The sequence below is a fragment of the Tropicimonas aquimaris genome, from assembly GCF_042676185.1.
GTDB classification, from domain to species: domain Bacteria; phylum Pseudomonadota; class Alphaproteobacteria; order Rhodobacterales; family Rhodobacteraceae; genus Tropicimonas; species Tropicimonas aquimaris.
Genome location: NZ_JBHTJT010000008.1, coordinates 445,444 through 466,230 on the forward strand (window position 1 = coordinate 445,444; position 20,787 = coordinate 466,230).

General features: G+C 66.8%; 22 protein-coding genes and 1 tRNA gene. 11 read left to right on the top strand and 12 right to left on the bottom strand.

Features of this window, described 5'->3' with window-relative positions:
- The first annotated feature begins 90 nt into the window (after positions 1-90).
- The 3 genes from ACFQ2S_RS08540 to ACFQ2S_RS08550 all read left to right on the top strand — a co-directional run bounded on the left by ACFQ2S_RS08540 (position 91) and on the right by ACFQ2S_RS08550 (position 2,411).
- Positions 91-1,194 (top strand): alkene reductase, encoded by a 1,104-nt coding sequence (locus ACFQ2S_RS08540; RefSeq protein ID WP_386074019.1) that lies wholly within the window; start codon positions 91-93, stop codon positions 1,192-1,194.
- A gap of 116 nt (positions 1,195-1,310) precedes the next feature.
- Positions 1,311-1,736: a DUF6314 family protein gene (locus ACFQ2S_RS08545; RefSeq protein ID WP_386074020.1), complete on the top strand. Its 426-nt coding sequence runs from the start codon at positions 1,311-1,313 to the stop codon at positions 1,734-1,736.
- A 69-nt stretch (positions 1,737-1,805) separates the two neighbouring features.
- The gene (locus tag ACFQ2S_RS08550; RefSeq protein WP_386074021.1) at positions 1,806-2,411 is read left to right on the top strand and encodes a biotin transporter BioY; all 606 of its coding nucleotides are present in this window, start codon (positions 1,806-1,808) and stop codon (positions 2,409-2,411) included.
- A gap of 61 nt (positions 2,412-2,472) precedes the next feature.
- Here ACFQ2S_RS08550 and ACFQ2S_RS08555 read toward each other — a convergent pair whose 3' ends face one another.
- Both ACFQ2S_RS08555 and ACFQ2S_RS08560 read right to left on the bottom strand, forming a co-directional pair.
- Complete coding sequence (locus tag ACFQ2S_RS08555; RefSeq protein WP_386074022.1) at positions 2,473-2,949, bottom strand: GNAT family N-acetyltransferase; 477 nt, start codon at positions 2,947-2,949, stop codon at positions 2,473-2,475.
- Positions 2,950-2,987: 38 nt separating this feature from the next.
- Positions 2,988-3,473 (bottom strand): transglycosylase SLT domain-containing protein, encoded by a 486-nt coding sequence (locus ACFQ2S_RS08560; RefSeq protein ID WP_386074023.1) that lies wholly within the window; start codon positions 3,471-3,473, stop codon positions 2,988-2,990.
- Positions 3,474-3,837: 364 nt separating this feature from the next.
- Here ACFQ2S_RS08560 and zwf point away from each other — a divergent pair, with 364 nt between their 5' ends.
- From zwf to pgi, 3 genes are read left to right on the top strand one after another with little or no spacing between them, the layout of a single operon-like run.
- Complete coding sequence (zwf, locus tag ACFQ2S_RS08565) at positions 3,838-5,292, top strand: glucose-6-phosphate dehydrogenase (protein WP_386074024.1); 1,455 nt, start codon at positions 3,838-3,840, stop codon at positions 5,290-5,292.
- On the top strand, positions 5,289-5,960 hold the full coding sequence (gene pgl, locus ACFQ2S_RS08570) for a 6-phosphogluconolactonase (protein WP_386074025.1): 672 nt from the start codon (positions 5,289-5,291) through the stop codon (positions 5,958-5,960). Before zwf ends, pgl begins: the two co-directional genes overlap by 4 nt.
- Positions 5,961-5,969: 9 nt before the next feature.
- Positions 5,970-7,571, top strand: a complete 1,602-nt coding sequence (gene pgi, locus ACFQ2S_RS08575) for a glucose-6-phosphate isomerase (RefSeq protein ID WP_386074026.1) — start codon at positions 5,970-5,972, stop codon at positions 7,569-7,571.
- 93 nt (positions 7,572-7,664) lie between these two features.
- Here pgi and ACFQ2S_RS08580 read toward each other — a convergent pair whose 3' ends face one another.
- The 5 genes from ACFQ2S_RS08580 to ACFQ2S_RS08600 form a co-directional block, all read right to left on the bottom strand.
- Entirely contained in the window at positions 7,665-8,138 is a 474-nt protein-coding gene (locus ACFQ2S_RS08580) for an acyl-CoA thioesterase (protein ID WP_386074027.1), read from the bottom strand.
- Positions 8,139-8,219: 81 nt separating this feature from the next.
- Positions 8,220-8,293 (bottom strand) — tRNA-Gly (locus tag ACFQ2S_RS08585).
- Positions 8,294-8,351: 58 nt separating this feature from the next.
- Positions 8,352-10,391, bottom strand: a complete 2,040-nt coding sequence (locus ACFQ2S_RS08590) for an ASKHA domain-containing protein (protein WP_386074028.1) — start codon at positions 10,389-10,391, stop codon at positions 8,352-8,354.
- Positions 10,392-10,501: 110 nt separating this feature from the next.
- Positions 10,502-11,182 carry an AIM24 family protein gene (locus tag ACFQ2S_RS08595; RefSeq protein ID WP_386074029.1) on the bottom strand — a complete coding sequence of 227 codons (681 nt, stop codon included), beginning with the start codon at positions 11,180-11,182 and terminating at the stop codon, positions 10,502-10,504.
- Positions 11,175-12,014 (bottom strand): bestrophin-like domain, encoded by an 840-nt coding sequence (locus tag ACFQ2S_RS08600; protein WP_386074030.1) that lies wholly within the window; start codon positions 12,012-12,014, stop codon positions 11,175-11,177. The genes ACFQ2S_RS08595 and ACFQ2S_RS08600 overlap by 8 nt, the downstream gene beginning before the upstream one ends.
- 122 nt (positions 12,015-12,136) lie before the next feature.
- Between ACFQ2S_RS08600 and ACFQ2S_RS08605 the strand changes: the two genes are divergently transcribed.
- Positions 12,137-13,153: a TAXI family TRAP transporter solute-binding subunit gene (locus ACFQ2S_RS08605; RefSeq protein ID WP_386074031.1), complete on the top strand. Its 1,017-nt coding sequence runs from the start codon at positions 12,137-12,139 to the stop codon at positions 13,151-13,153.
- Between the two features lie 21 nt (positions 13,154-13,174).
- Here ACFQ2S_RS08605 and ACFQ2S_RS08610 read toward each other — a convergent pair whose 3' ends face one another.
- The 4 genes from ACFQ2S_RS08610 to ACFQ2S_RS08625 are packed head-to-tail and all read right to left on the bottom strand — an operon-like array spanning position 13,175 to position 16,069.
- The gene (locus ACFQ2S_RS08610) at positions 13,175-14,155 is read right to left on the bottom strand and encodes a methyltetrahydrofolate cobalamin methyltransferase (RefSeq protein WP_386074032.1); all 981 of its coding nucleotides are present in this window, start codon (positions 14,153-14,155) and stop codon (positions 13,175-13,177) included.
- Positions 14,152-14,811, bottom strand: coding sequence for an HAD family hydrolase (locus ACFQ2S_RS08615; protein ID WP_386074033.1), 660 nt, complete (start codon positions 14,809-14,811; stop codon positions 14,152-14,154). Before ACFQ2S_RS08615 ends, ACFQ2S_RS08610 begins: the two co-directional genes overlap by 4 nt.
- An 8-nt stretch (positions 14,812-14,819) precedes the next feature.
- Entirely contained in the window at positions 14,820-15,746 is a 927-nt protein-coding gene (locus ACFQ2S_RS08620; protein ID WP_386074034.1) for a methylenetetrahydrofolate reductase, read from the bottom strand.
- Positions 15,747-15,772: 26 nt separating this feature from the next.
- Positions 15,773-16,069 carry a virulence factor gene (locus ACFQ2S_RS08625; RefSeq protein ID WP_386074035.1) on the bottom strand — a complete coding sequence of 99 codons (297 nt, stop codon included), beginning with the start codon at positions 16,067-16,069 and terminating at the stop codon, positions 15,773-15,775.
- Positions 16,070-16,315: 246 nt separating this feature from the next.
- On the opposite strand from ACFQ2S_RS08625, the gene ACFQ2S_RS08630 reads away from it, so the two are divergent.
- Positions 16,316-17,428, top strand: a complete 1,113-nt coding sequence (locus ACFQ2S_RS08630) for a Ppx/GppA phosphatase family protein (RefSeq protein ID WP_386074036.1) — start codon at positions 16,316-16,318, stop codon at positions 17,426-17,428.
- A 133-nt stretch (positions 17,429-17,561) separates the two neighbouring features.
- On the top strand, positions 17,562-18,296 hold the full coding sequence (locus ACFQ2S_RS08635; RefSeq protein ID WP_386074037.1) for an RlmE family RNA methyltransferase: 735 nt from the start codon (positions 17,562-17,564) through the stop codon (positions 18,294-18,296).
- Here ACFQ2S_RS08635 and ACFQ2S_RS08640 read toward each other — a convergent pair whose 3' ends face one another.
- Positions 18,297-18,548: a hypothetical protein gene (locus ACFQ2S_RS08640; protein WP_386074038.1), complete on the bottom strand. Its 252-nt coding sequence runs from the start codon at positions 18,546-18,548 to the stop codon at positions 18,297-18,299.
- 255 nt (positions 18,549-18,803) lie between these two features.
- Between ACFQ2S_RS08640 and ACFQ2S_RS08645 the strand changes: the two genes are divergently transcribed.
- Together ACFQ2S_RS08645 and ACFQ2S_RS08650 are read left to right on the top strand one after the other, a co-directional pair.
- Positions 18,804-19,457 carry a Hint domain-containing protein gene (locus tag ACFQ2S_RS08645; protein ID WP_386074039.1) on the top strand — a complete coding sequence of 218 codons (654 nt, stop codon included), beginning with the start codon at positions 18,804-18,806 and terminating at the stop codon, positions 19,455-19,457.
- Between the two features lie 169 nt (positions 19,458-19,626).
- Positions 19,627-20,784, top strand: coding sequence for an efflux RND transporter periplasmic adaptor subunit (locus ACFQ2S_RS08650; protein WP_386074040.1), 1,158 nt, complete (start codon positions 19,627-19,629; stop codon positions 20,782-20,784).
- The last annotated feature ends 3 nt before the right edge of the window (positions 20,785-20,787 follow it).

A 20,787-nucleotide genomic window follows, 5' to 3' on the forward strand; every position in this document is an offset into this window, starting at 1 on the left:
GCACAGGCGCCCTGCGGCCGGGCACGGAACAATTCGGGCGGGGCGCGCCTACATCCCTTGAAGCGAAGAGACATTCTCAGGAGACGCAAGATGACAGATAGCAGCAAATTGTTCGAACCGGTCAGGATGGGGGCGGTGGAACTGCCCAACAGGATCCTGATGGCGCCGCTCACCCGCAACCGCGCACACCCGGACGGAATGCCGAAGGAGCTGGCCGCGACCTATTACGCGCAGCGCGCCAGCGCCGGGTTGCTGCTGACTGAGGCGACGCAGATCTCGGCGATGGGCAAGGGCTATCTGGACACGCCGGGCATCTACGCGCCGGAGCATGTCGCCGCCTGGAAGACCATCACCGATGCGGTCCATGCCGCGGGCGGGCGGATCTTTGTCCAGCTCTGGCATGTCGGCCGGATCAGCCATTCCTCGCTGCTGCCCGACGGGCGCGCTCCGGTCTCGTCCTCCGCCGTTCGGGCCGAGGCGCAGACCTTCACGGCCAATGGCTTCGAGCCGGTCTCCGAGCCGGAGGCGCTGAGCGCGGAGGGCATCGCCGAGGTGATCGCCGATTACCGCCACGCTGCCGAGATGGCGAAGCAGGCCGGGTTCGACGGGGTCGAGATCCATGCCGCCAACGGTTACCTGCTCGACCAGTTCCTGCAGGATGGCGTCAACCGGCGCGAGGATGCCTATGGCGGCTCGGTCGAGAATCGGATGCGTCTGCTGTCCGAGGTGATCGACGTGGTGTCCGAGGTCTGGGACCGCGACCGGATCGGCGTGCGCCTGTCGCCGCTGGGCCAGGCCAACGACATCCGCGACAGCGATCCCGAGGGGCTGTTCGGCCCGGTCTACGAGATGATCGGCGGCAAGGGGCTGGCCTATCTCCACGTCGTCGAGGCCTTCCCGGGGTCGGACGCCAGCGAGGCGGACCGCGCGCTGCTCGGACGTCTGCGGGCGCGCTACGATGGTTTCTACATGGCCAACGGCGGCTATGACGGCGAGGGTGCGGCGGAAGCCGTGGCGAGCGGCCACGCGGACGCCGTCAGCATCGGGCGCGCCTTCATCGCCAATCCCGACCTGCCGGAACGCCTGCGCCGGGGGGCTGCGCTGAACGCGCCGGACCAGTCCACCTTCTACGGTGGCGGCGCGGAGGGCTACGTGGACTATCCCTTCCTCGACAGCGACCGCACGGCGGCCTGACCGTCCTGACAGAGCCCCGCGGAGATCCCGCGGGGCGTCTGCGTCTTGCCTCCGCCGCGCCGCCCTGCGATCAACGGATGCGTCCCGGGACGGGACGAACCGGGCAGGGGAGACGCATGGACGAGGTCAAAGCGCCGCAGCTTGAGGATTTCGCCGGGCTCTGGCGGCTGGAGCGGCGGATCGACGATCACCGCGCCGGCGTTGTGATGCGGCTGGACGGCGAGGCGCGTTTCACGCCCCGGGACGCGGGCCTCGACTACAGCGAAACCGGCACCCTGATCGCCCCCGGCGCGCCGCCCCTGCAGGCCACGCGCCGCTATCGCTGGATGGCGCAAGGATCAGATATCGAAGTCTTTTTTGAGGATGGGCGGCCCTTTCACGCCTTCCGGCCCGGCGGTGCCCCTTCCGCTTCGCATTGGTGCGACCCCGACAGCTATCGCGTCGCCTATGACTTCTCGGCATGGCCGGCATGGTCGAGCCGCTGGAGCGTCGACGGGCCGCGGAAGAATTACACGATGCAAAGCTGGTATCACCCTACGTGATCTTGCGGTGCGCGCTGCTTTGCGGCACATCTGGCGAGGACAATCCATACGTACGAGGAGATCGGGGATATGGCCCAGGCAACTTTCGACAAGGCCCTTGTGGAGGCGATCGGCCCCAGCGAGGGAACCGCGCTGCGCATCAAGCAGGCGGTGCTGGTGGTGCTGGGCATCGCCCTGCTGGCGATTTCGGCGCAGATCAAGTTCCCGGTTCCCGGCTCGCCGGTGCCGGTCAGCCTCGGCACATTCGGCGTGCTGACCATCGCCGCCGCCTATGGCCCCCGCCTCGGCCTGACCACCATGCTCGGCTGGATGCTGGTCGGTGCACTCGGCTTCGACGTTTTCGCAGGCACCTCGGCGGAAATGAATGGCCTTGAGTACATGATGGGCGGCACCGGCGGCTACCTTGTGGGCTACGTGCTGGCCACCGTCGCGCTCGGCTGGTTCGCCCGCTTCGGCTGGGACCGCTCGGCGCCCAAGATGGCCGTCGCCATGCTGGTCGGCAACGCGCTGATCTACGTGCCCGGCCTGCTGTGGCTCGGCCAGCTCTACGGCTGGGACCAGCCGATTCTGGCCTGGGGCCTGACCCCGTTCCTCGTCGGCGACGCGCTGAAGCTGGCGCTGGCCGCGATGCTGCTGCCGGCCGTCTGGAAGCTGGTGGGCAAAGCCCGCGGCTGATCGGCGAGATATCGACGCTTTTCGAGAAGGCGCTGCTTCGGTAGCGCCTTTTTCTTTTGTTTCAGGAGGTTTCCATCCGGAACTTCAGGAAGGTCGCGCCGGCCAGTTCGACCTGTCCGACAGGGGCTGCGCCAAGCCGTGACAGCGCGCCGAGATGTCGCCGGGTAGGCGGAAGCAGGAAGGTGACGAAGGGGATCCGCGGATCCTGCCGGGCGAATGCGAGCGCCATGCGGGCGATGGGCAGGCCGAGCCCGAAGCAGTCAGGCCGCAGCACCAGCCCGAAGTCCCACTCGTTCCCTTCCTTCTGGAACCCGCCCCATCCGACATAGGCCCCCTCGCGCAGGAAGGCCCAGTGGCCGAGCCCGTCGCGCCGCCAGCAGGCCTCCTTGGCGGCGACGAACGACTCGGCTGCGGACCTGTCAAAAGGAACCGTGAGCAAGGGCAGGTGTTCCGCCACCCGCGGATCGGACATGTGCGCTGTGATCTCCTCCGGGGCGATCTCGGTCAGGCGCACCCACGAGATTGCGGGGTCGGTCATGCCAAGCATTTCCTTTTGCGACGCAGCGGGGCGCCCGTTCACCGCAGCCCTGTTTTCTCCAGCATCCCGAGCCGCTTGGCCTCGTAGTAATAGCCGCGTGCGTACCAGGAGATCGCCTCGTCCGGGTCGCCGTCCGAGACCAGCCAGGCGCCGCGCAGGTACTTGCCGGCGTATTTCAGGTTGGTTTCGGGATCGAGCAGCTCGGAGGGCGGGCCGTCGTGGCCCATGGTGCGGGCGGTCTGGGGCAGGATCTGGAGCAGGCCGTAATAGGGGCCGTTGCGGGCTGCGGGGCGGTGGGTGCTTTCGCGGATCGCGAGCCGGTGGATCAGCTCGGGCGGCAGGTCGTATTCGGCGGCGTATTTGTTGATTAGAACCCGGAGTTCCGGGGTTTCGTTGGGATGGAGCGGGGTGTTGAAGCTCTGCCGGCGATCGGCACCACCGCCGCCATCTCCGCAGGCCGAGAGGAACAGGGCGCAGAGACAGGCCAGCGGGGCCAGCGACTTACCGGGAGTCTTGCAACGCATCGAGGGGCTCCAACCGTTGTTTCGATTCCGATAGCCAGTGGTTCGGAACCGGGCAAGAGGGGGCGAGTGACCCCGGGGAGCACGCACCTCCCGATACGCGATTTTCCGCCAATCCGATTGTGTGCTGACCGAACGAGGGGCAGGCCGCGTCAGACCCGTTGCTTTCCACATGGCGACGGCGACCGTGTCGCATTTTTTCCCACTCAATCACAGCGTTCTGTTCCGCCGGGTGTCGTTTCCTGTTATCGGAGGGGCGACGGGGCGGCATGGCCCTCAAGGCTGTCGAGACGGCTTGGAGAATGCCGCTGTTTGCGCTAACAGTGGCGCGGCGCCTGAGAGGATGGCGCATGGCAGGAGCATGAACATGGTCGCACGCATCATCCCCGTGGAGCCCTTCGATCTGGTAATTTTCGGCGGCACCGGGGACCTGGCCCGCCGCAAGATCCTTCCCGGGCTCTACCGGCGCCTTGCCGATGGACAGATGCCGCCCGAGGCGCGGGTTATCGGCGCCGCCCGCAGCGAGATGGACGACGAAGGCTTCCGGAAGCTGACCCGCGAGTCGCTGGAGGAATTCATGCCGGCCAGTGCGCTGGACAAGGAGCGGGTGGAGGAATTCCTGTCGCTGCTGAGCTATGTGCAGGTGGATGCCAAGGGCGACGGCGGCTGGGCCGAGCTGAAAGAGCATATTCGCCCCGACGTGGTGCATGCCTTCTATTTCTCGGTCGCGCCTTCGCTGTTCGGGCCGATCGCGGAGCGGCTGAAGGATCACGCCATCGCCGACGACAATGCCCGGATCGTGGTCGAGAAGCCTTTCGGCCACGACCTCGCCTCGGCCAAGGCGCTCAACCAGAGCCTGGCCTGCCATTTCGACGAGACGCAGATCTACCGGATCGACCATTACCTCGGGAAGGAGACGGTCCAGAACCTGATGGCCGTCCGCTTCGGCAACATGCTGTTCGAGCCGCTGTGGAACAGCCAGTACGTGGATCACATCCAGATCACCGTCGCCGAGACGGTGGGCGTGGGCGGGCGTGGCGAGTATTACGACCGCTCCGGCGCGATGCGTGACATGGTGCAGAACCACCTGCTGCAACTGCTCTGCCTGATCGCGATGGAGCCGCCGGCGCGTTATGACCCGGATGCGGTGCGCGACGAGAAGCTCAAGGTGATCCGCGCGCTCGACCCGGTGCGGCCCGATGATCTGGTGCGCGGTCAGTACCGGGAAGGATCGGATGGTCCGAGCTATCTCGCGGACGTGGGCGATCCGCGGAGCCGGACCGAGTGCTTCATCGCCATGCGCATGTCGGTGTCGAACTGGCGGTGGGCGGGCACACCCTTCTACATCCGCACCGGCAAGCGGCTGAAGGCGCGGGCCTCCGAGATTGCCATCGTCTTCAAGGACGCGCCGCATTCGATCTTCGACGTGCCGCAGGGGCGTCACTCCAACGTGCTCACGATCCGGCTGCAGCCCAACGAGGGCATGCAGATGACCGTGACCATCAAGGAGCCGGGACCGGGGGGCATGCGACTGATCGACGTGCCGCTCGACATGTCCTTTGCCGAGGCGCTCGGCGAGCAGGCGGCGGACATTCCCGATGCCTACGAACGCTTGATCATGGACGTGATCCGGGGCAACCAGACATTGTTCATGCGCGGCGACGAGGTCGAGGCCGCCTGGGCCTGGACCGATCCGGTGATCGCCGACTGGGAGGCCCGCGGGCACGTGCCGAGCCCCTACGAGCAGGGCAGCTCGGGCCCGGACGACGCGCTCATGCTGCTGCACCGGGACGGCAGGCGATGGAGGGAGATCCGGCCATGAAGTTCATCGAATACCCCGACCGCGACCTGATGATGATCAACCTCGCCGACCGGCTGTCGAGCGAGCTGAAGAACACGCTGCTGACCCAGGACCGCGCCACGCTCTGCGTGCCCGGCGGCACCACCCCCGGGCCGGCCTTCGACTCGCTCTCGGCCTCCAAGCTGGACTGGAGCCGGGTGACGGTGCTCCTGGGCGACGAACGCTGGGTGCCGGAGGATCATCCGCGCTCCAACACGCGGCTGGTGCGCAAGCGGCTCCTGGTGAACCAGGCGGCGTCGGCCAGGCTGCAGTCGCTCTACATGGATGCGCCCACGCCCGAAGACGCGCTCGAGGAACTCGGTCAGAGGGTGGAGGCGGTGCTGCCGATCACCGTGCTGCTGCTGGGGATGGGCGGCGACATGCACACCGCCTCGCTCTTCCCGGGCGCGGACCGGCTGGAAGAGGCACTGTCGGACGACGCGCCGCCGGTGATGGCGCTGCGCGCCGAGGCGGCGGGCGAGCCGCGCATGACCCTGACCGCGCCGGTGCTGCAGGGCGCGCTCTCGACCCATATCCTGATCACCGGACCGGAGAAACGCGCGGCGCTGGAGAAGGCGCGCAGCTTGTCGCCTCGCGAAGCGCCGGTGAAGGCGGTATTGGGTGACGCAACCGTTCACTGGGCAGAATAGGTATTTCCGATGTGGAATGAGCTGAAATCACACGGCGCTTCGGTCTCGGAGCGCTCCATCCTGTCGTTGTTCGACGATGCCGAACGTGCGTCGAAGTTCTCCGCCACTTTCGGCGACATGCTCTTCGACTTCTCCAAGACCAACATCGACGCGACCGGCCTGGACCTGCTGATCCGGCTGGCCGAGGAGGCCGATGTGGCCGGGCGCCGGGACGCGATGTTCGAGGGCGCGAAGATCAACGAGACCGAGGGGCGGGCGGTTCTGCACACCGCGCTGCGCAACCTCGACGGCGGGCCGGTCATGGTCGACGGCCAGGACGTGATGCCCGAAGTCCGCGGCACGCTCGACCGGATGGAGGCTTTCGCCACCGACGTGCGCACCGGGTCTTTCCTCGGGCAGGGCGGCAAGATCACAGACGTGGTGAATATCGGCATCGGCGGCTCCGACCTCGGGCCGGTGATGGCGACGCTGGCGCTCGCGCCCTATGCCGACGGGCCGCGCACGCATTTCGTCTCCAATGTCGACGGTGCCCATATCGCCGACGTGCTGCGCCCGCTCGACCCTCGCACGACACTGGTGATCGTGGCGTCGAAGACCTTTACCACGATCGAGACAATCACCAACGCCAACGTGGCCAAGGCCTGGATGTCGGAAAAGGTCGACAACCCGGCGGGCCAGTTCGCGGCGCTCTCGACGAATGCCGATCTGACGGCGGCCTTCGGCATCGACGCCTCCCGCGTCTTCGGTTTCGCCGACTGGGTGGGCGGGCGCTATTCGATGTGGGGGCCGATCGGGCTGTCGCTGATGATCGCCATCGGCGGGCCGGCCTTCCGCGCCTTCCTGCGCGGGGCGCAGGCGATGGACACCCATTTCCGCGCCGCCGAGTTGCGGGAGAACCTGCCGGTTCTGCTGGCGCTGGTCGGCATCTGGCATCACCAGGTCTGTGGCTACCCGACCCGCGCCGTGCTGCCCTACGAGCAGCGGCTGATCCGCCTGCCGGCCTACCTCCAGCAGCTCGAGATGGAGAGCAACGGCAAGCGGGTGTCGATGGACGGCAAGGACCTGGAGATCGTCTCCGGACCGATAGTCTGGGGCGAGCCGGGCACCAACGGCCAGCACGCCTTCTACCAGCTCATCCACCAGGGCACGGGCGTCGTGCCCTGCGAGTTCCTCGTCGGTGCGACGGGGCATGAGAACGACCTCGCCCACATGCACCGGCTGCTGGTGGCCAATTGCCTCGCGCAGTCCGAGGCACTGTTGCGCGGCCGGTCGCTCGAGGAAGCCAAGGCGATCATGAAGGCCAAGGGGCTGGAAGGGGCCGAGCTGGAGCGGCAGGCCCGTCATCGCGTCTTCCCCGGCAACCGGCCCTCGACAACGCTCGTCTATCCGTTGCTCACACCCGAGGTTCTGGGCCAGATCGTGGCGCTCTACGAGCATCGCGTCTTCGTCGAGGGCTTGATCCTCGGCATCAATTCCTTCGATCAATGGGGCGTGGAGCTCGGCAAGGAACTGGCCAAGGCGCTCGAACCGATCGTCGCGGGCGAGCAGGGAACCGAGGGCAAGGATGGCTCCACAGCCGCGCTGGTGGAGTTCATCCAGCGACATTCCTAAGCGGTCCGTCCCTGGCCGGGCGGTCACCATTGGGTATTTTTGCCAAGAAGAACGGAGGGCGGCCGTTATCGGCCGTCCGTTTCGTTTGGCGTTTCAGGGTTCGGGGCGCGCGTTGTCGCGTTCCCGGAGCGCTGCCTTCATCGCGTCGGAAAGTGGGAACTTCCCGCTACCGTCGCGCTGCAGCAGGACGACCAGTGCCGAGCCCTCGACCCGGCAGTCCGGAGCGAAGACCGCGTATTCCATGCGGAAGCTGGTTGTCCGGAAGGAGACCGTTCGCGCGGTGACGATGTAGTCTTCTCCCGAAAACATCGGCGCGTGATACCGCGCCTCGACCGATTTCAGCACGAGCTCCGGCGAGTCCGCGTCGTAGTTGCTGATGCCATAGTCGCGGCAATAGGGCAGGCGGAGACTCTCGAACCAGCGCAGGTAAGCGGTGTGGTTCACATGGTTCAGCGCGTCCAGTTCGGAGAAGCGCACGCGATCCGCCATGCCGTAGCGCCAGGTGTCGGGAATGCCGTGGCGGGCCAGTTCCTTCGGTTCGAGGGGTGTGAGAAAGGGCAGGGGCATGGGCGTCTCCGGTGCGTCTCGCCCGGTGAAACCCGAGGGCAACCGAAGGTCAAGAGCGGGAGGAGGCGTTCGAAGAGAGACTGGAGCGGGTGAAGGGAATCGAACCCTCGTCTTAAGCTTGGGAAGCTCCTGCTCTACCATTGAGCTACACCCGCGAAGGTCTTCGAATTACGCAGCCCGTGCGACGTCGTCAAGATGGGAACTGCATGTGCCTCAGGCGCGACGCCTGCGGCGCCGGCCGCCGCCATCTCCGCCGCCGGCGTTGAAGGCGACCTCGGGCAGGGTCACGACGCGGCGCAGCTCCGGGAAGGGGGCAGTGGCGTGGGGCAGGGCGTTGGCGGCGACGAAATGTTCCTGGAAGCGCGGCTCGATCGCCGTCTCGACCTTGGTGATCTGCCGCACGACCTGTTCGATGCGGCCACGGGCGGCACGGTTGAGCAGGGCGATGCGCGCGCCGGTGCCCGCGGCGTTGCCGGCCGAGGTGACGGCTGCAAGCGGGGCGTCGGGGATCATCCCCAAGACCATCGCGTGCTTCGGGCTGATATGGGCCCCGAAGGCGCCGGCGAGGACGATCCGGTCGACGCTGTCCACGCCCATCTCGTCCATCAGAAGGCGCGCGCCGGCATAGAGCGCCGACTTGGCGAGCTGGATGGCGCGGATATCGCCCTGTGTCACGGTGATGCGCGGACCGCCGTCGGACGTGCCGTCGTGGACCAGGTAGGCGTGGGTGCGGCCTTCGGGCTCGCAGCGGGAGGTGCCCGTCTGCTCGGCCGAGCCGATCAGGCCCGAGGCATCGAGCAGCCCTGCCATCCGCATTTCCGCCACGGCCTCGATGATTCCCGAGCCACAGATGCCGGTGACGCCGGTGACCGCGGTGGCGGCGGCGAAGCCCGGGTCATCGGACCAGAGATCGCTGCCGATGACGCGGAAACGCGGCTCCTTGGTTGCCGGGTCGATCTCGATGCGCTCGATGGCGCCGGGTGCCGCGCGCTGGCCGGAGCTGATCTGCGCGCCCTCGAAGGCCGGGCCGGTGGGAGAGGAACAGGCGAGCACGCGGTCGCGGTTGCCCAGCAGGATCTCCGCATTCGTGCCGACGTCGATCACGAGGGTCAGCGCGTCCTGCTTGTCGGGTTCCTCGGAGAGCGCGACGGCCGCGGCATCGGCGCCGACGTGGCCCGCAATGCAGGGCAGAAGGTAGGTGCGGGCCTGCGGGTGCAGCGAGGTGAGGCCGAGTTCGTCGGCGGCGAGGCTGAGCGACTCCGAGGTGGAGAGCGCGAAGGGTGCCTGGCCCAGCTCCACCGGGTCGAGGCCGAGCACGAGGTGGTGCATCACCGGGTTGCAGACGATCACCGCCTCGACGATCTCCGTCGGGTCGACCCCGGCCTCGGTCGCGATCTCGCTGGCGAGGCCATTCAGCGCCACGCGCACGGCAGCTGCCATTTCGGCCGCGCCGCCGGGGTTCATCATCGCATAGGAAACCCGGCTCATCAGGTCTTCGCCGAAGCGGATCTGCGGGTTCATGAGCCCGGCCGAGGCGAGGACCTCGCCGGAGGTCAGGTCGCACAGGTGCCCGGCGATGGTGGTCGAGCCGAGATCGATGGCGAGCCCGAGCAGCGGTGTGTCGACAAATCCCGGACGGATGTCGAGCAGGCGGGGCGGCCCGTCGTGGGGACGGTGGACGGTGACCGTCACCTGCCACTTGCCCTGCCGCAGGGCGGGTTGCAGCGTGGCCAGGACGCGCAGGGGAACTTCCACACCCTCGATGCCCCAGCTTGCCCGAAGCGCCTCCCGCAGCCGTTGAAGATCGCCCGAGGGGTCGTGCATGTCGGGCTCGGCAACATCGACGAGGTAGCGGTGGGTTGCCGGGTCCATCTCGATCACCCGGCCGGTGGCGGCCTTGCGCACGACCTGGCGGTGCACCTGGCTTTCGGGGGGCACGTCGATCACCACGTCCGACTGTATCGTTGCCTGGCAGCCGAGCCGGCGGCCTTCCGGCAGCCCGCGCTTCTCGTCGTATCGCGCCTCGACCGCGTTCCAGCCGGAAAGCGCGTCGCGCGCGACGCTGACGCCGTGCTTTGGAAACTCGCCGAATGCCGGGGTGACCTGGCAGCGCGAACAGATGCCACGGCCCCCGCACACGGAATCAAGATCCACGCCCAGCTTCCGGGCGGCCGTGAGGACCGGCGTTCCGGCCGGAAACCGGCCGCGCTTCCCGGATGGGGTGAAGATCACGAGCGGGTTGGTATCGGTCACGGGCAAGGTCCTGTCGATCTGGCTGCGGCTGCAAACACTAGCCCCCTCCGCCACGAGCGAAAGCCCAAACGCGGCGCATTCCGATCCGGCAGCGCCATCGCGCGGCTGAGTTACTCGAAGAGCGAGCCCTCGATGCTCTCGCCGGTCATGCGTTGGAACATGAACTGGTTCCAGTAGGGCGTCCAGCAGACCAGGACCTTTCCGGTGCCGCTGAACACCCGCATGCGTTTCTGGCCAGAAATGAAGTTTCTCGGGAAGCGCGCGGAGCGCTGCGAGGAGAACTTCAGGCCCCGGGTCCGGCCAAGGACCAGCCGGCCCTGCACGCGCAGTTCCTCGTCCTTGACATCGAGGCATTCGACAGGGCCGGGGGCATTGATCGTCACTTTGCCGCTGCCGTGCATCGTCGTCTTCCAGTTGAAGAACCCGTCGCCAGCCCAGAGGCTGGCAAAGAACGGGTCGCGCCCAAGGCCGAGATCGACCGATCCCTCGGAGGCCCAGAACACGCCCGGTTCGAGGATCCAGTATTCGTCGGGATGGACATCGAAAGTGTGAAAGCCGGTGAGCGATGGCTGCAGATGCACGGTGCCGTTGCCGGAGTATTCCGGACGGATGCGCGCCTCGGGGGCAAACATCGAGCGAAAGACGGTCCGCACCCCGGGCAGGCGCGGCGTCATGGTGATCTTGCCATACATGTTGGACAACGCGCCTGAGCGGGCGCGCACCATCTCGTCGTTCAGGCGAATGACGACCTGGCGCATGCCTTCGATCTCGCGCACCGAGAACTCAGCCATCCTGCTTGTCTCCAGTGTCGGCGGCCGTCAGGCTGGGCAACCCCTCGTCCCATCGCATCTGCCTGTCCCAGAGTAGTTGGAACGGTGTCGGCTCGAGCCCCGATTCGCCGCGCAGGGGCTGATCCAGTGTCACGATCACGAACAGGATCACGCCGAGAAAGACCGATGAAATCGTGCCGATGAGGAACTGCTGGTGCGGTCGCATGCGCAGCAGGACCACCAGCAGGACGCTGACGCCGGCGCCCATCAGCACCGCGTACCACAGCACGTTGGGGATCGCGGTGGTGACGCCGTTGAGCCGCTCCTGGCGCGCGTCGTTGAACTCGCCCAGACGCCGGATGACGGCGGCATGCATGACGGTCTCGCCGCCCTCGGTCGGCCGGTATCCGTAAAGCGTCTGGCTCATCGCGCTGGCGCGGTTCTGCCCGCCGTCGAGAAACTGCCCCTCGCGGTGCGCCGGCCAGTCCCGGTAGACGGTGTAGAGCACGTAGTCGCGCAGCATCGCCTTCATGCTGGAGCGCGTCGGGTCGGAATAGCTGTCCATGTCGTTGTAGAGAACGGCGATCGCGCTGGCCTCCGCCTCGATCGCCATCTGCACACGCGTGTTGTTCTGGTAGGCGGAGACGGTCAGCAGGCCGAGGAGCAGGCCGTAGAACAGGTTGAACCCGGCGGACCCGAAGCTCAGGTTCTGGTTGAACTCGGGGCCGGTGCCGAAGAGCAGCCGCAGGACGGGTTTCACAACAAGGATGCCGAAGAACATCGCGGCGACCGCCGCGAGCATGAAATAGATCGCAAGCTGAACCTGCGGAATCTCGTAAACAATCTCTGGCATGGTGACCCTGCCGGTCTGTCGAACCCTCCCAAGGTGATAGATTTATTGGCGCCACCTGCATAGAAAAATGTAAGTCTTGCGTGCAGCACGTATGAAATCTTCCTGTAACCCGGAGGGGGGAAATGGACCGTATCTCCGTATCGACCAGGCGAGGTGCAAGGGTGGTATCGCGCGGCTTGCCCGTTGCGGCGACCGTTGCGGCGCTCGCGCTCGGCGCCGGTGCGGCCGTGGCACGCGACATCACCGTCGTGACCTTCGGTTCAGCCTCGCTCGCGGGAACCTACCATGCCGTGGTGGGTGCGATCTGCGACCTGGCGAACCGGACCGGCCGAAGGGACCTGCGGTGCAGTCCCGAGCCGACGCCGGGCTCTGTATACAACCTCCTCGCGATGCAGCGGGGGGAACTGGATTTCGCGCTGGTGCAGTCCGACTGGCAGCGCCGCGCGGTCGAGGGCACGGGTCCCTTTGCCGAAACCGGACCTATGGAGGACCTTCGGGGGGTGATGTCGCTCTATCCGGAGGCTGTCACGCTTCTCGTCCGGAAGGGCGCCGGCATCAACGGAATCGAGGATCTCGCTGGCAAGACCGTCGATATCGGCGACCCTGTCATCGCGCGTCGTGCGACCAACGAACGGTTGCTTGCCGCACTCGAGTTGTCGGACGAGGATCGGGCGAAATTCGTCGGGCTTGCGGGAAGTGCCGTGCGGGCGGAGTTTTGTCGCGGAGCGGTCGATGCGGTCCTGCTTGTGCTGGGCCATCCGAACGCATCGGTCCAGTCGGCGCTTTCCGACTGCAACGGCGAGATCGTTTCGATACGCGGTCCCGTGGTCGACGCCCTGCTGGCCGAGAGCAGCGATTTCGCCCGGACAGAGATCTCGTCCGATACCTATGGCGGCCTGTTCGCCGATATCGACACGATCTCGGTATCCGCCACGCTGGTCACCCGAGCCGACACGTCTGACGAGACCGTCGACTACTTCTCCAGGATGATTCTCGACAACCTTGGCTTGCTCGCCACGTCGAACCCGGTGTTGCGGGAGCGGCCGCTCGAGCGCCTCAAGGGCGACGGGATGACCGCAGCGCTTCATCCTGCCGCCGAAGCCGTCTTTGCCGCAAAGGCCGGTGCGCCCGGACAGTAGATTCGGCGGTGAAGGGTCGGATCAGGCCCGCCGGCGCCTCCGGCCGCCGCGGCCCGCTCCGGCCGCCGCCGCCGCCTTGCTGGCCTCGGCAAAGGTCGCGCCCTCCTTGACCGCGTCGAGCACCCGGGAGAAGCCGATCCAGGCGCTGCCGTTCGGATCGTGGTCCATCAGCATGTTGGCGGCGCGGATCGCCTCCATCTCGACCGAGCGCACCGGGTTCATGATGGCAGAGGTCATGCCGGCCCCGATCGCCATCGGCAGGAAGGCCGCGTTGACCCCGTGCCGGTTCGGCAGCCCGAAGGAGATGTTGGACGCGCCGCAGGTGGTGTTCACGCCCAGCTCGTCACGCAACCGCCGCACCAGCGTGAAGACCTGCCGCCCCGCGGTCGCCATCGCGCCCACCGGCATCACCAGCGGGTCGACCACGATGTCGTGGGCGGGGATGCCGAAATCGGCCGCGCGCTCGACGATCTTCTTCGCGACGGCAAAGCGCACGTCCGGGTTCTCGGAGATCCCGGTGTCGTCGTTGGAGATCGCCACGACCGGCACGTTGTATTTCTTCACCAGCGGCAGAACCAGCTCGAGCCGTTCCTCCTCGCCGGTCACCGAGTTGAGCAGCGGCCGGCCCTCGGCCATCGCGAGGCCGTTTTCCAGCGCGCCGGGCACCGAGCTGTCGATGCAGAGCGGCACATCGGTCACCGCCTGGATGCGGGCGATCAGCTCCTTCATCAGCATCGGCTCGACGAAATTGTTGTCCGCGTAGCGCGGGTCCTCGGCCATCTTGTTGGTGAAGACGGCGCCGGAGTTCACGTCGAGCACCATCGCCCCGCAGGCGACCTGCTCCAGCGCGTCCTTCTCCACGGTCGAGAAGTCGCCGGCTTCGAGCTCTGCGGCGAGCTTCTTGCGGCCTGTTGGGTTGATCCGCTCGCCGATCACGCAGAACGGCTCGTCGAAGCCGATGGTGACGGTGCGTGACTTGCTCTCGATGACGGTGCGGGTCATGCGGCGGCTCCTGTGAGTTGCGCAAGATGGGGCTGAAGGGCGGGGTCGTCGTAATCGGCGATGCTGGCGGAGGCGCCGGCGGCGCGCAGGGTGGCGTCGTCGAGCAGGGAGCGGATGCCGATCGTCTTGACCCCGGCTCCGACGGCGGACCGGATGCCGGACGGGCTGTCCTCGAAGGCGAGCGAGGTCGCGGGATCTGCGCCGAGCCGGCGAAGCCCTTCGGCATAGGGGGCCGGGTCAGGCTTGCCGCGGACGCATTCGTCCGCGATGACCAGCGTGTCGATCCGCGCCGCGATCCCGAGCGCCTCGAGCACCGCCTCGCCATTGTCGCGCGGCGCATTGGTCACCACGGCCTTCGGCCAGCCCATGCGGTCCGCAAGGTCCAGCAAGGCGACGGTGCCCTTCACCGGCGGATGGCCGGGGCCGAGCCGCCTGCGGTACTCCGCCTCCTTCTGGACTGCCAGCACGTTCGCGTCCTCTCCCGGGAACAGCTCGCCGAAGATATCTGCATTCAGACGGCCATGTATGTGACTGCGATAGAACGCGAAATCGATTTGCTTGCCGCGCTCGGCGAACATGTCGGCAAAGACTTCCGCATGGAGGTGATCGGACTCGATCAGGGTTCCGTCCAGATCGAAGAGCAGGGCTGTGGTCATCGGGTCACTCAGGCTGTGGCTGCGGCCGCGCGGGGGACTGCGCCGCCATGTTCGGCCGTCCAGTCGGCCGTTGCCTTGATACCCCCCAGCGGGAAGAAGTGCACCTGTTCGATGGCGAAATCCGGATTTGCGGCCTTGTGGCGCGCCAGGTCCGTGAGGATCTCGGTCGGCTCGAAGGGCGTAACCAGTTTGGTCACGTCGCGCGCGCGCCGCTGCAGGACCCGGAGACTGGGGCCCACGCCACAGGCCACGGCGAACCTGATCATCGTCTGCAGCTTGGCCGGCCCCGCGATGCCGATGTGGACCGGCAGGTCAATCCCGGCGGCGCGCAACCCCTCGGCCCAGGCGATCACCGGTTCGGGCTCGAAGGCGAATTGCGTGACAATGGCCATGTCCGCGTCGGTGCGCTTCGAGAACTCCTGTTTCCAGCGAAGAGCTTCCATGACGTTTTTCACCGATCCGTCCGGATCTATGTCCCGGTTGCCCTCCGGATGGCCGGCGACGTGCAGGCGGGTGAAGCCGGCCTTGTCGAACTCTTCAGTTTCAAGCAGTTGCAAGGAGCAGTGGAAGTCCCCGCGGGGCGCGTCGACACCGCCTGCGAGCAGCAGCGCCTGGGCCACGCCGGCCTCTCCCTGGTAGCGGGCGATCCAGTCGGCCAGCGTGGTGCGGTCGGCGATGATCCGGGCCGGGAAGTGCGGCATTACCGGGAATCCTTCGGCCGCGAGGCGCTTGGCTGTGGCCACCATCTCGTCGATCGGGGTCCCGTCGATATGGGCGATGTAGACGCGCGTGCCGGCGGGCAGCAGGCTGCGGAAATCCTCGATCTTGGCCGCGGTGCGAGGCATCACCTCGATCGAAAACCCCTTCAGAAAGGCTTCGAGATCGGAGGCACCGCCCCTTGAGGCCTTCGTCTTGCGAAACGGTAGCAGGGCCATCGCGGTCTCCCAGATATGTGCCGGGGTCAATCCCATCCGGCATGTGTGATCAGGTGCTTCAGGCGGGCATCGTCATATGCCGCCTCCAGACGCTCCACTTCCGACCGCAGCACCACCTCGGCGGAACCGTCGATGTTTCCCGAAGCGGCCTTGCGCCATTCCGCGAGATAGGCGTCGCTGTCCTTTGCGCCGATTGCCATGGCGCAGCGATCGATCGCCTTCTCGAAACGCTCGGACAAAGGCGCCTTGGCACCGCCGCGGCCGCGGCCGACAATCACCTGGGCGGGTATGTCGCGCCAGTAGACGATGGTGACTTCGGGCATGGGTCCGTGTTTCCGTTCGTGCGTTTCTTCCGGTTTACGACGCCGATCCCGGGTGCCGCGTGCGTTTTTCGACATCACAGAGGGCGCGGGCGACGTCGAGGCAACTCACTGCCGGCGAACCCGCCCCGAGCCGGCTCTGCGCAGGCGCAAAAAGCCCTGCGGCACGGGGTGCCGGACGAGGGGACGGGCTTGCACGAGACCGGTTGGATCGCTACCTTAGGGACAACTTGATATGGAGGGCGTGAGATGGCGCCCAAGCGTCCCATAGGTGCGGGCGCGTTCCCGAAACCGGTCGTAACCCTCGCACCCGAACCGCCCGATCCGGTAGCCCCCTATGCGGCTCTGGATCTGGGAACGAATTCCTGCAGAATGCTGGTTGCCCAGCCGAAGGGCAGCCAGTTTCACGTCGTGGACAGTTTCTCGAAATCGGTGCAACTCGGCAGTGGGCTTGAGGCCAGCGGCCGGCTGTCGCGCGCCTCGATGGCGCGGACCGTGCAGGCGCTGCGGATCTGCAAGGCGAAGTTCCAGAAGCACAAGGTGCAACGCATGCGCCTGGTCGCGACGGAAGCCTGCCGCAGAGCCAAGAACGCCCGGGATTTCATACGATTCGTGAACCGTGAAACCGGACTGCAACTCGACATCATCGCCCCGGAGGAGGAGGCCCGCCTCGCCGTCGTCTCCTGCGCGCCGCTGGTCTCGGTCAAGACCGAGCAACTGCTCGTGGTCGACATCGGCGGCGGCTCGACGGAGCTTGTCTGGATCGACCTGAGCCGCGTGCCCGGGCCGGACCGCGCCCGCGCGATCATGCGGCTGCACAAGGGGTTCGACACCGGCGACCATCCGTTCCCCACCGCCAAGGTCGTGGACTGGATCTCGGTGCCGCTCGGGGTCGCGACGCTCAAGGATCTGTTCCGCGACGTCGAGGACGACGCCGGACGCTTTGCGCTGATGAGCTGGTATTTCGAGGAGCAACTGGCCGATTTCTCGCCCTATGCACACGAACAGGCGCGCGAAGGCTTCCAGATCATCGGCACCTCCGGAACGGTTACCACGGTGGCAGCCAGCCATCTCGGCCTGCGCCGGTACGATCGCACCAAGGTCGACGGTCTGAGGATGAGCTCCGACCAGATCGACGCGGTGATCCGCGGCTATCTCGAGCTGGGCGAGGAGGGCCGCCGCGCCGATCCGCGCATCGGCAAGGACCGTCAGTCGCTCATCATGTCGGGCTCGGCGATCCTGCAGGCGCTGATGCGGGTCTGGCCGACGGATCGGCTCTCGGTGGCGGATCGCGGTCTGCGCGAGGGGCTGCTCTATGCGCAAATGTCGTCGGACGGAGTTCTGGAAGACGGGCCGTTCTGACGCCGCACGAGGCGGCTGTCGGCGGCGCGGATAATTTCAGACAGAGGACGCGTTGGGGTTGCGCTCTTCTTCTGTCTCGAAATATGCCCGCCGGAGGCTTGAGAGCTTTCACGCGAGACGCGAAGGGCAGGGGATGGCAAAGAAGACCAGCGGGCGCGGCCAGCGCGATCTGAAGGTGAAGGTGAAGACGGCGCGGGGGCGGAAGCTCAGCTCGACCCGTTGGCTCGAACGACAGCTCAACGATCCCTATGTGGCGCGCGCCAGACGCGAGGGCTATCGCGGGCGTGCAGCGTTCAAGATCCTCGAACTGGACGACAAGTTCCGCTTCCTCGTGCCGGGCGCCCGCGTTGTCGACCTTGGCTGCGCGCCGGGCGGCTGGTGCCAGGTGGCCGTTGCCCGCGTGAATGCCTTGGGCGAGAAGTCCGGCAAGGCGATGGGCACTGTTCTCGGGGTCGATCTCAAGGAGGTGGAGCCGATTGCCGGGGCCGAGACCCATGTGCTCGACTTCATGGAGGACGGCGCCGACGACAAGGTGAAGGCCTGGCTCGGCGGCGAGGCGGATGTGGTGATGTCCGACATGGCCGCGGCCTCCTCGGGGCACAAGCAGACCGACCACCTGCGGATCATCGCCCTGTGCGAGACCGCGGCGCATTTCGCCTTCGACGTGCTGGCTCCGGGCGGGACCTTCGTGGCCAAGGTGCTCGCGGGCGGCGCGGAGGGTGAGTTGCAGAAGCTGCTCAAGCAGCGTTTCACCAAGGTGGCGAATGTGAAACCCCCGGCAAGCCGCTCCGATTCCTCGGAGAGATTCGTGGTGGCGACCGGGTTTCGCCCGGCGGAGAGCGACCTCCCCGCCGATCCGGAGGCCTGACTACCGCACCACGAGCGCCAGCGCCAACCAGAAGGCGATCGGACCGCCCCAGCCGGCATGGGCGAAGACCAGCGTGGCGAGCCCCAGCGTGACTATGAAATTCCCGATCAGCGGGATCTGGGCATGGAGCGGGAGCGAGGAAATCCGGGCCCGCAGATCCTCGGCCGGGAGCTCGACAATCAGTCCGGTTAGAATCCGGAGTACGAGAGCGAGACAGAGGCGGTAGGGATAGGTGACGGTACAGGTCATCATCGTGAGAACATCCTGGTAAACTCGTTCAATCAGCTGCGAGGGGCACAAATCGTTTCTACCCAGACTTGGGTTTCTCAAGCTTTAATGCATTGTTTCCAAATGATTTACGTTCGCATCGAGAGGATAGCAACGAGCGGTTCGCTTGAAAAGATGCCTCATTGTTGCCGCTGATGTGTCCTTCGCAGGGCAAGGTTCCGGCATTCATTCGGTGGAAATGGGCCGGATGGCCCGGACCGGATTCGCAGGAGAGATGCCATGACCATGTCAGCCGGAGCGCGATTCGCGGCACTCGGCCGGAAACGCGAGATGGATGGCGACTTGGGGAAGCCCGAGACCGCGCACGCGATACTTGCCGAAACGCTGGTCGAGACGTCCATGGGCTGGCGACCGGTCGAAGAGTTGCGGGCGGGCGACATGGTGCACACCTTTGACGGCGGGCTACGGTGCCTTGCCTCGGTCGCGCGGGCGCCGGTCACGTCGGAGCGGCCCTTGGGGTTGATCCATGTGCCGGGGGGCACGTTGAACACCTGTCTCGGGCTGGCCTTGCTGCCGGGCACACGGCTGCTGCTGGATCTGCCGGAACTGACCCTGCCGGACCAGGCGGCCGGTGGCCCGGTGCTGGTTCCCGCGGGCGCATTGGTTGGCTGGCGCGGCGTGACGATGCGTCGTGCCCGGGCGGGCGCGCTTGCCGTGGCGCTGCGATTCGAAGAGGAGGAGGTCGTCTTTGCCAACACCGGGGCGCTGATCCATTGTCCGGCCGCGGGGCAATGCCGCGACGGGGGTGACATGGCGCCGCTCTCCGGCTTCTTCGCCGAACTTGCGATGGACGAGGCCCGCAGGCGTCTCGGGCTTCCGGAAGAGCTTCCGGGCCGGCCGGCCGGGCTCTCGGGGCAATCGGCTTATGCGTGACACCCTTTGGTGGCCCTGCGCGAGCATGGTCAACGGGGAAGGGGTTGTGACGCAAAGGCTTGAGCTTTCTTTGCTTTGACGCGATTGGTGGTCTACTTCTTGATGCGGAAGGGTTCGGGCGAGGCGGGACTCGTCGGATGGCCCGGGGCAGCAGGGAGAGACAGCCACCATGCCAACGACGCGCAGACGTAGCGGCCATTTGGCCGCGTTCCTTGCGGGATGCCTCCTGGCCGCGAGTTCAATCGGCTTCGCCGCGACGGCGCAGGACGATGCGCCGGCCGCACGTGTATCGGTCGCGGCGGCCTATACCGAAGAGCTGACCGACGAGGCGTCGTTCATCGGCAAGGGCGTGGCGCTCGACAAGGTCGAGATCGTCGCCCGGGTCAGCGGGTTTCTCGACGAGCGGCTGGTGGCGGAAGGGGCCGAGGTGGCGGAGGGCGAACTGCTGTTCCGCATCGAGCCCGATGCCTACGAGGCGGCGCTGGCCTCCCGGCAGGCCGATCTGTCGCGCGCCGAGGCCAACCTGGAACTCGCCCAGATCGAACTGGCACGCCGGCGGGAGCTGGTAAGCCGGCAGGCCTCGCCGCAGAGCGAGGCAGATGTCGCCCTTGCCAACGAGAAAGTGGCCGAGGCGGAGGTCGCCTCCGCGAAGGCGGCGATCCGCGCCGCCGAGCTGGACCGCAGCTATACCGAGATCCATGCGCCGTTCCCCGGCAGGATCGGCACCATCTCCAGCAGCGTCGGCGATCTCGTGGGCCCCACGACCACGCCCCTTGTGACACTGGTCCGTGAGCGGCCGATCCAGGTGGCCTTCACATTGTCTGAACGGCAGTTGCTCGACGTGCTGGAGCGGCTTCAGGCCGGGCTTCCCGAGCTTGCAGGCACCGACAAGACCCCGGATGTCTTTGTCACGCTGCCGAACGGGACTCGGCTGGAAGAACCCGGTCGGATCGTTTTCGTCGACAACCGGATCGATCCGACGACCGGAACCATCGCGCTCCGGGCGCAATTTTCCAATGAGCGCCGGCTGATCGTCGATGGCGCCTTCGTGGATGTCAACATCCAGGCGCTGCGCCCGCAGACGCGGCTGCTGATCCCGCAGGCCGCCGTGCAGCGCGACCAGCGAGGCGACTTCGTGCTGGTGGTCACGCCGGACCAGCGGGTAGAGCAACGCTATGTCACCCTCGGGCGAACCCACGAGGCGGCCTTCATCGTCACGGACGGGATGCGCGAGGGCGAGACGGTGATAGTCGAGGGGCTCCAGCGGGTGCGCCCGGGCGTTCAGGTCGAGCCGATCCTCGCCGGCACGGCGCCGTCGGAGGATTGAGCT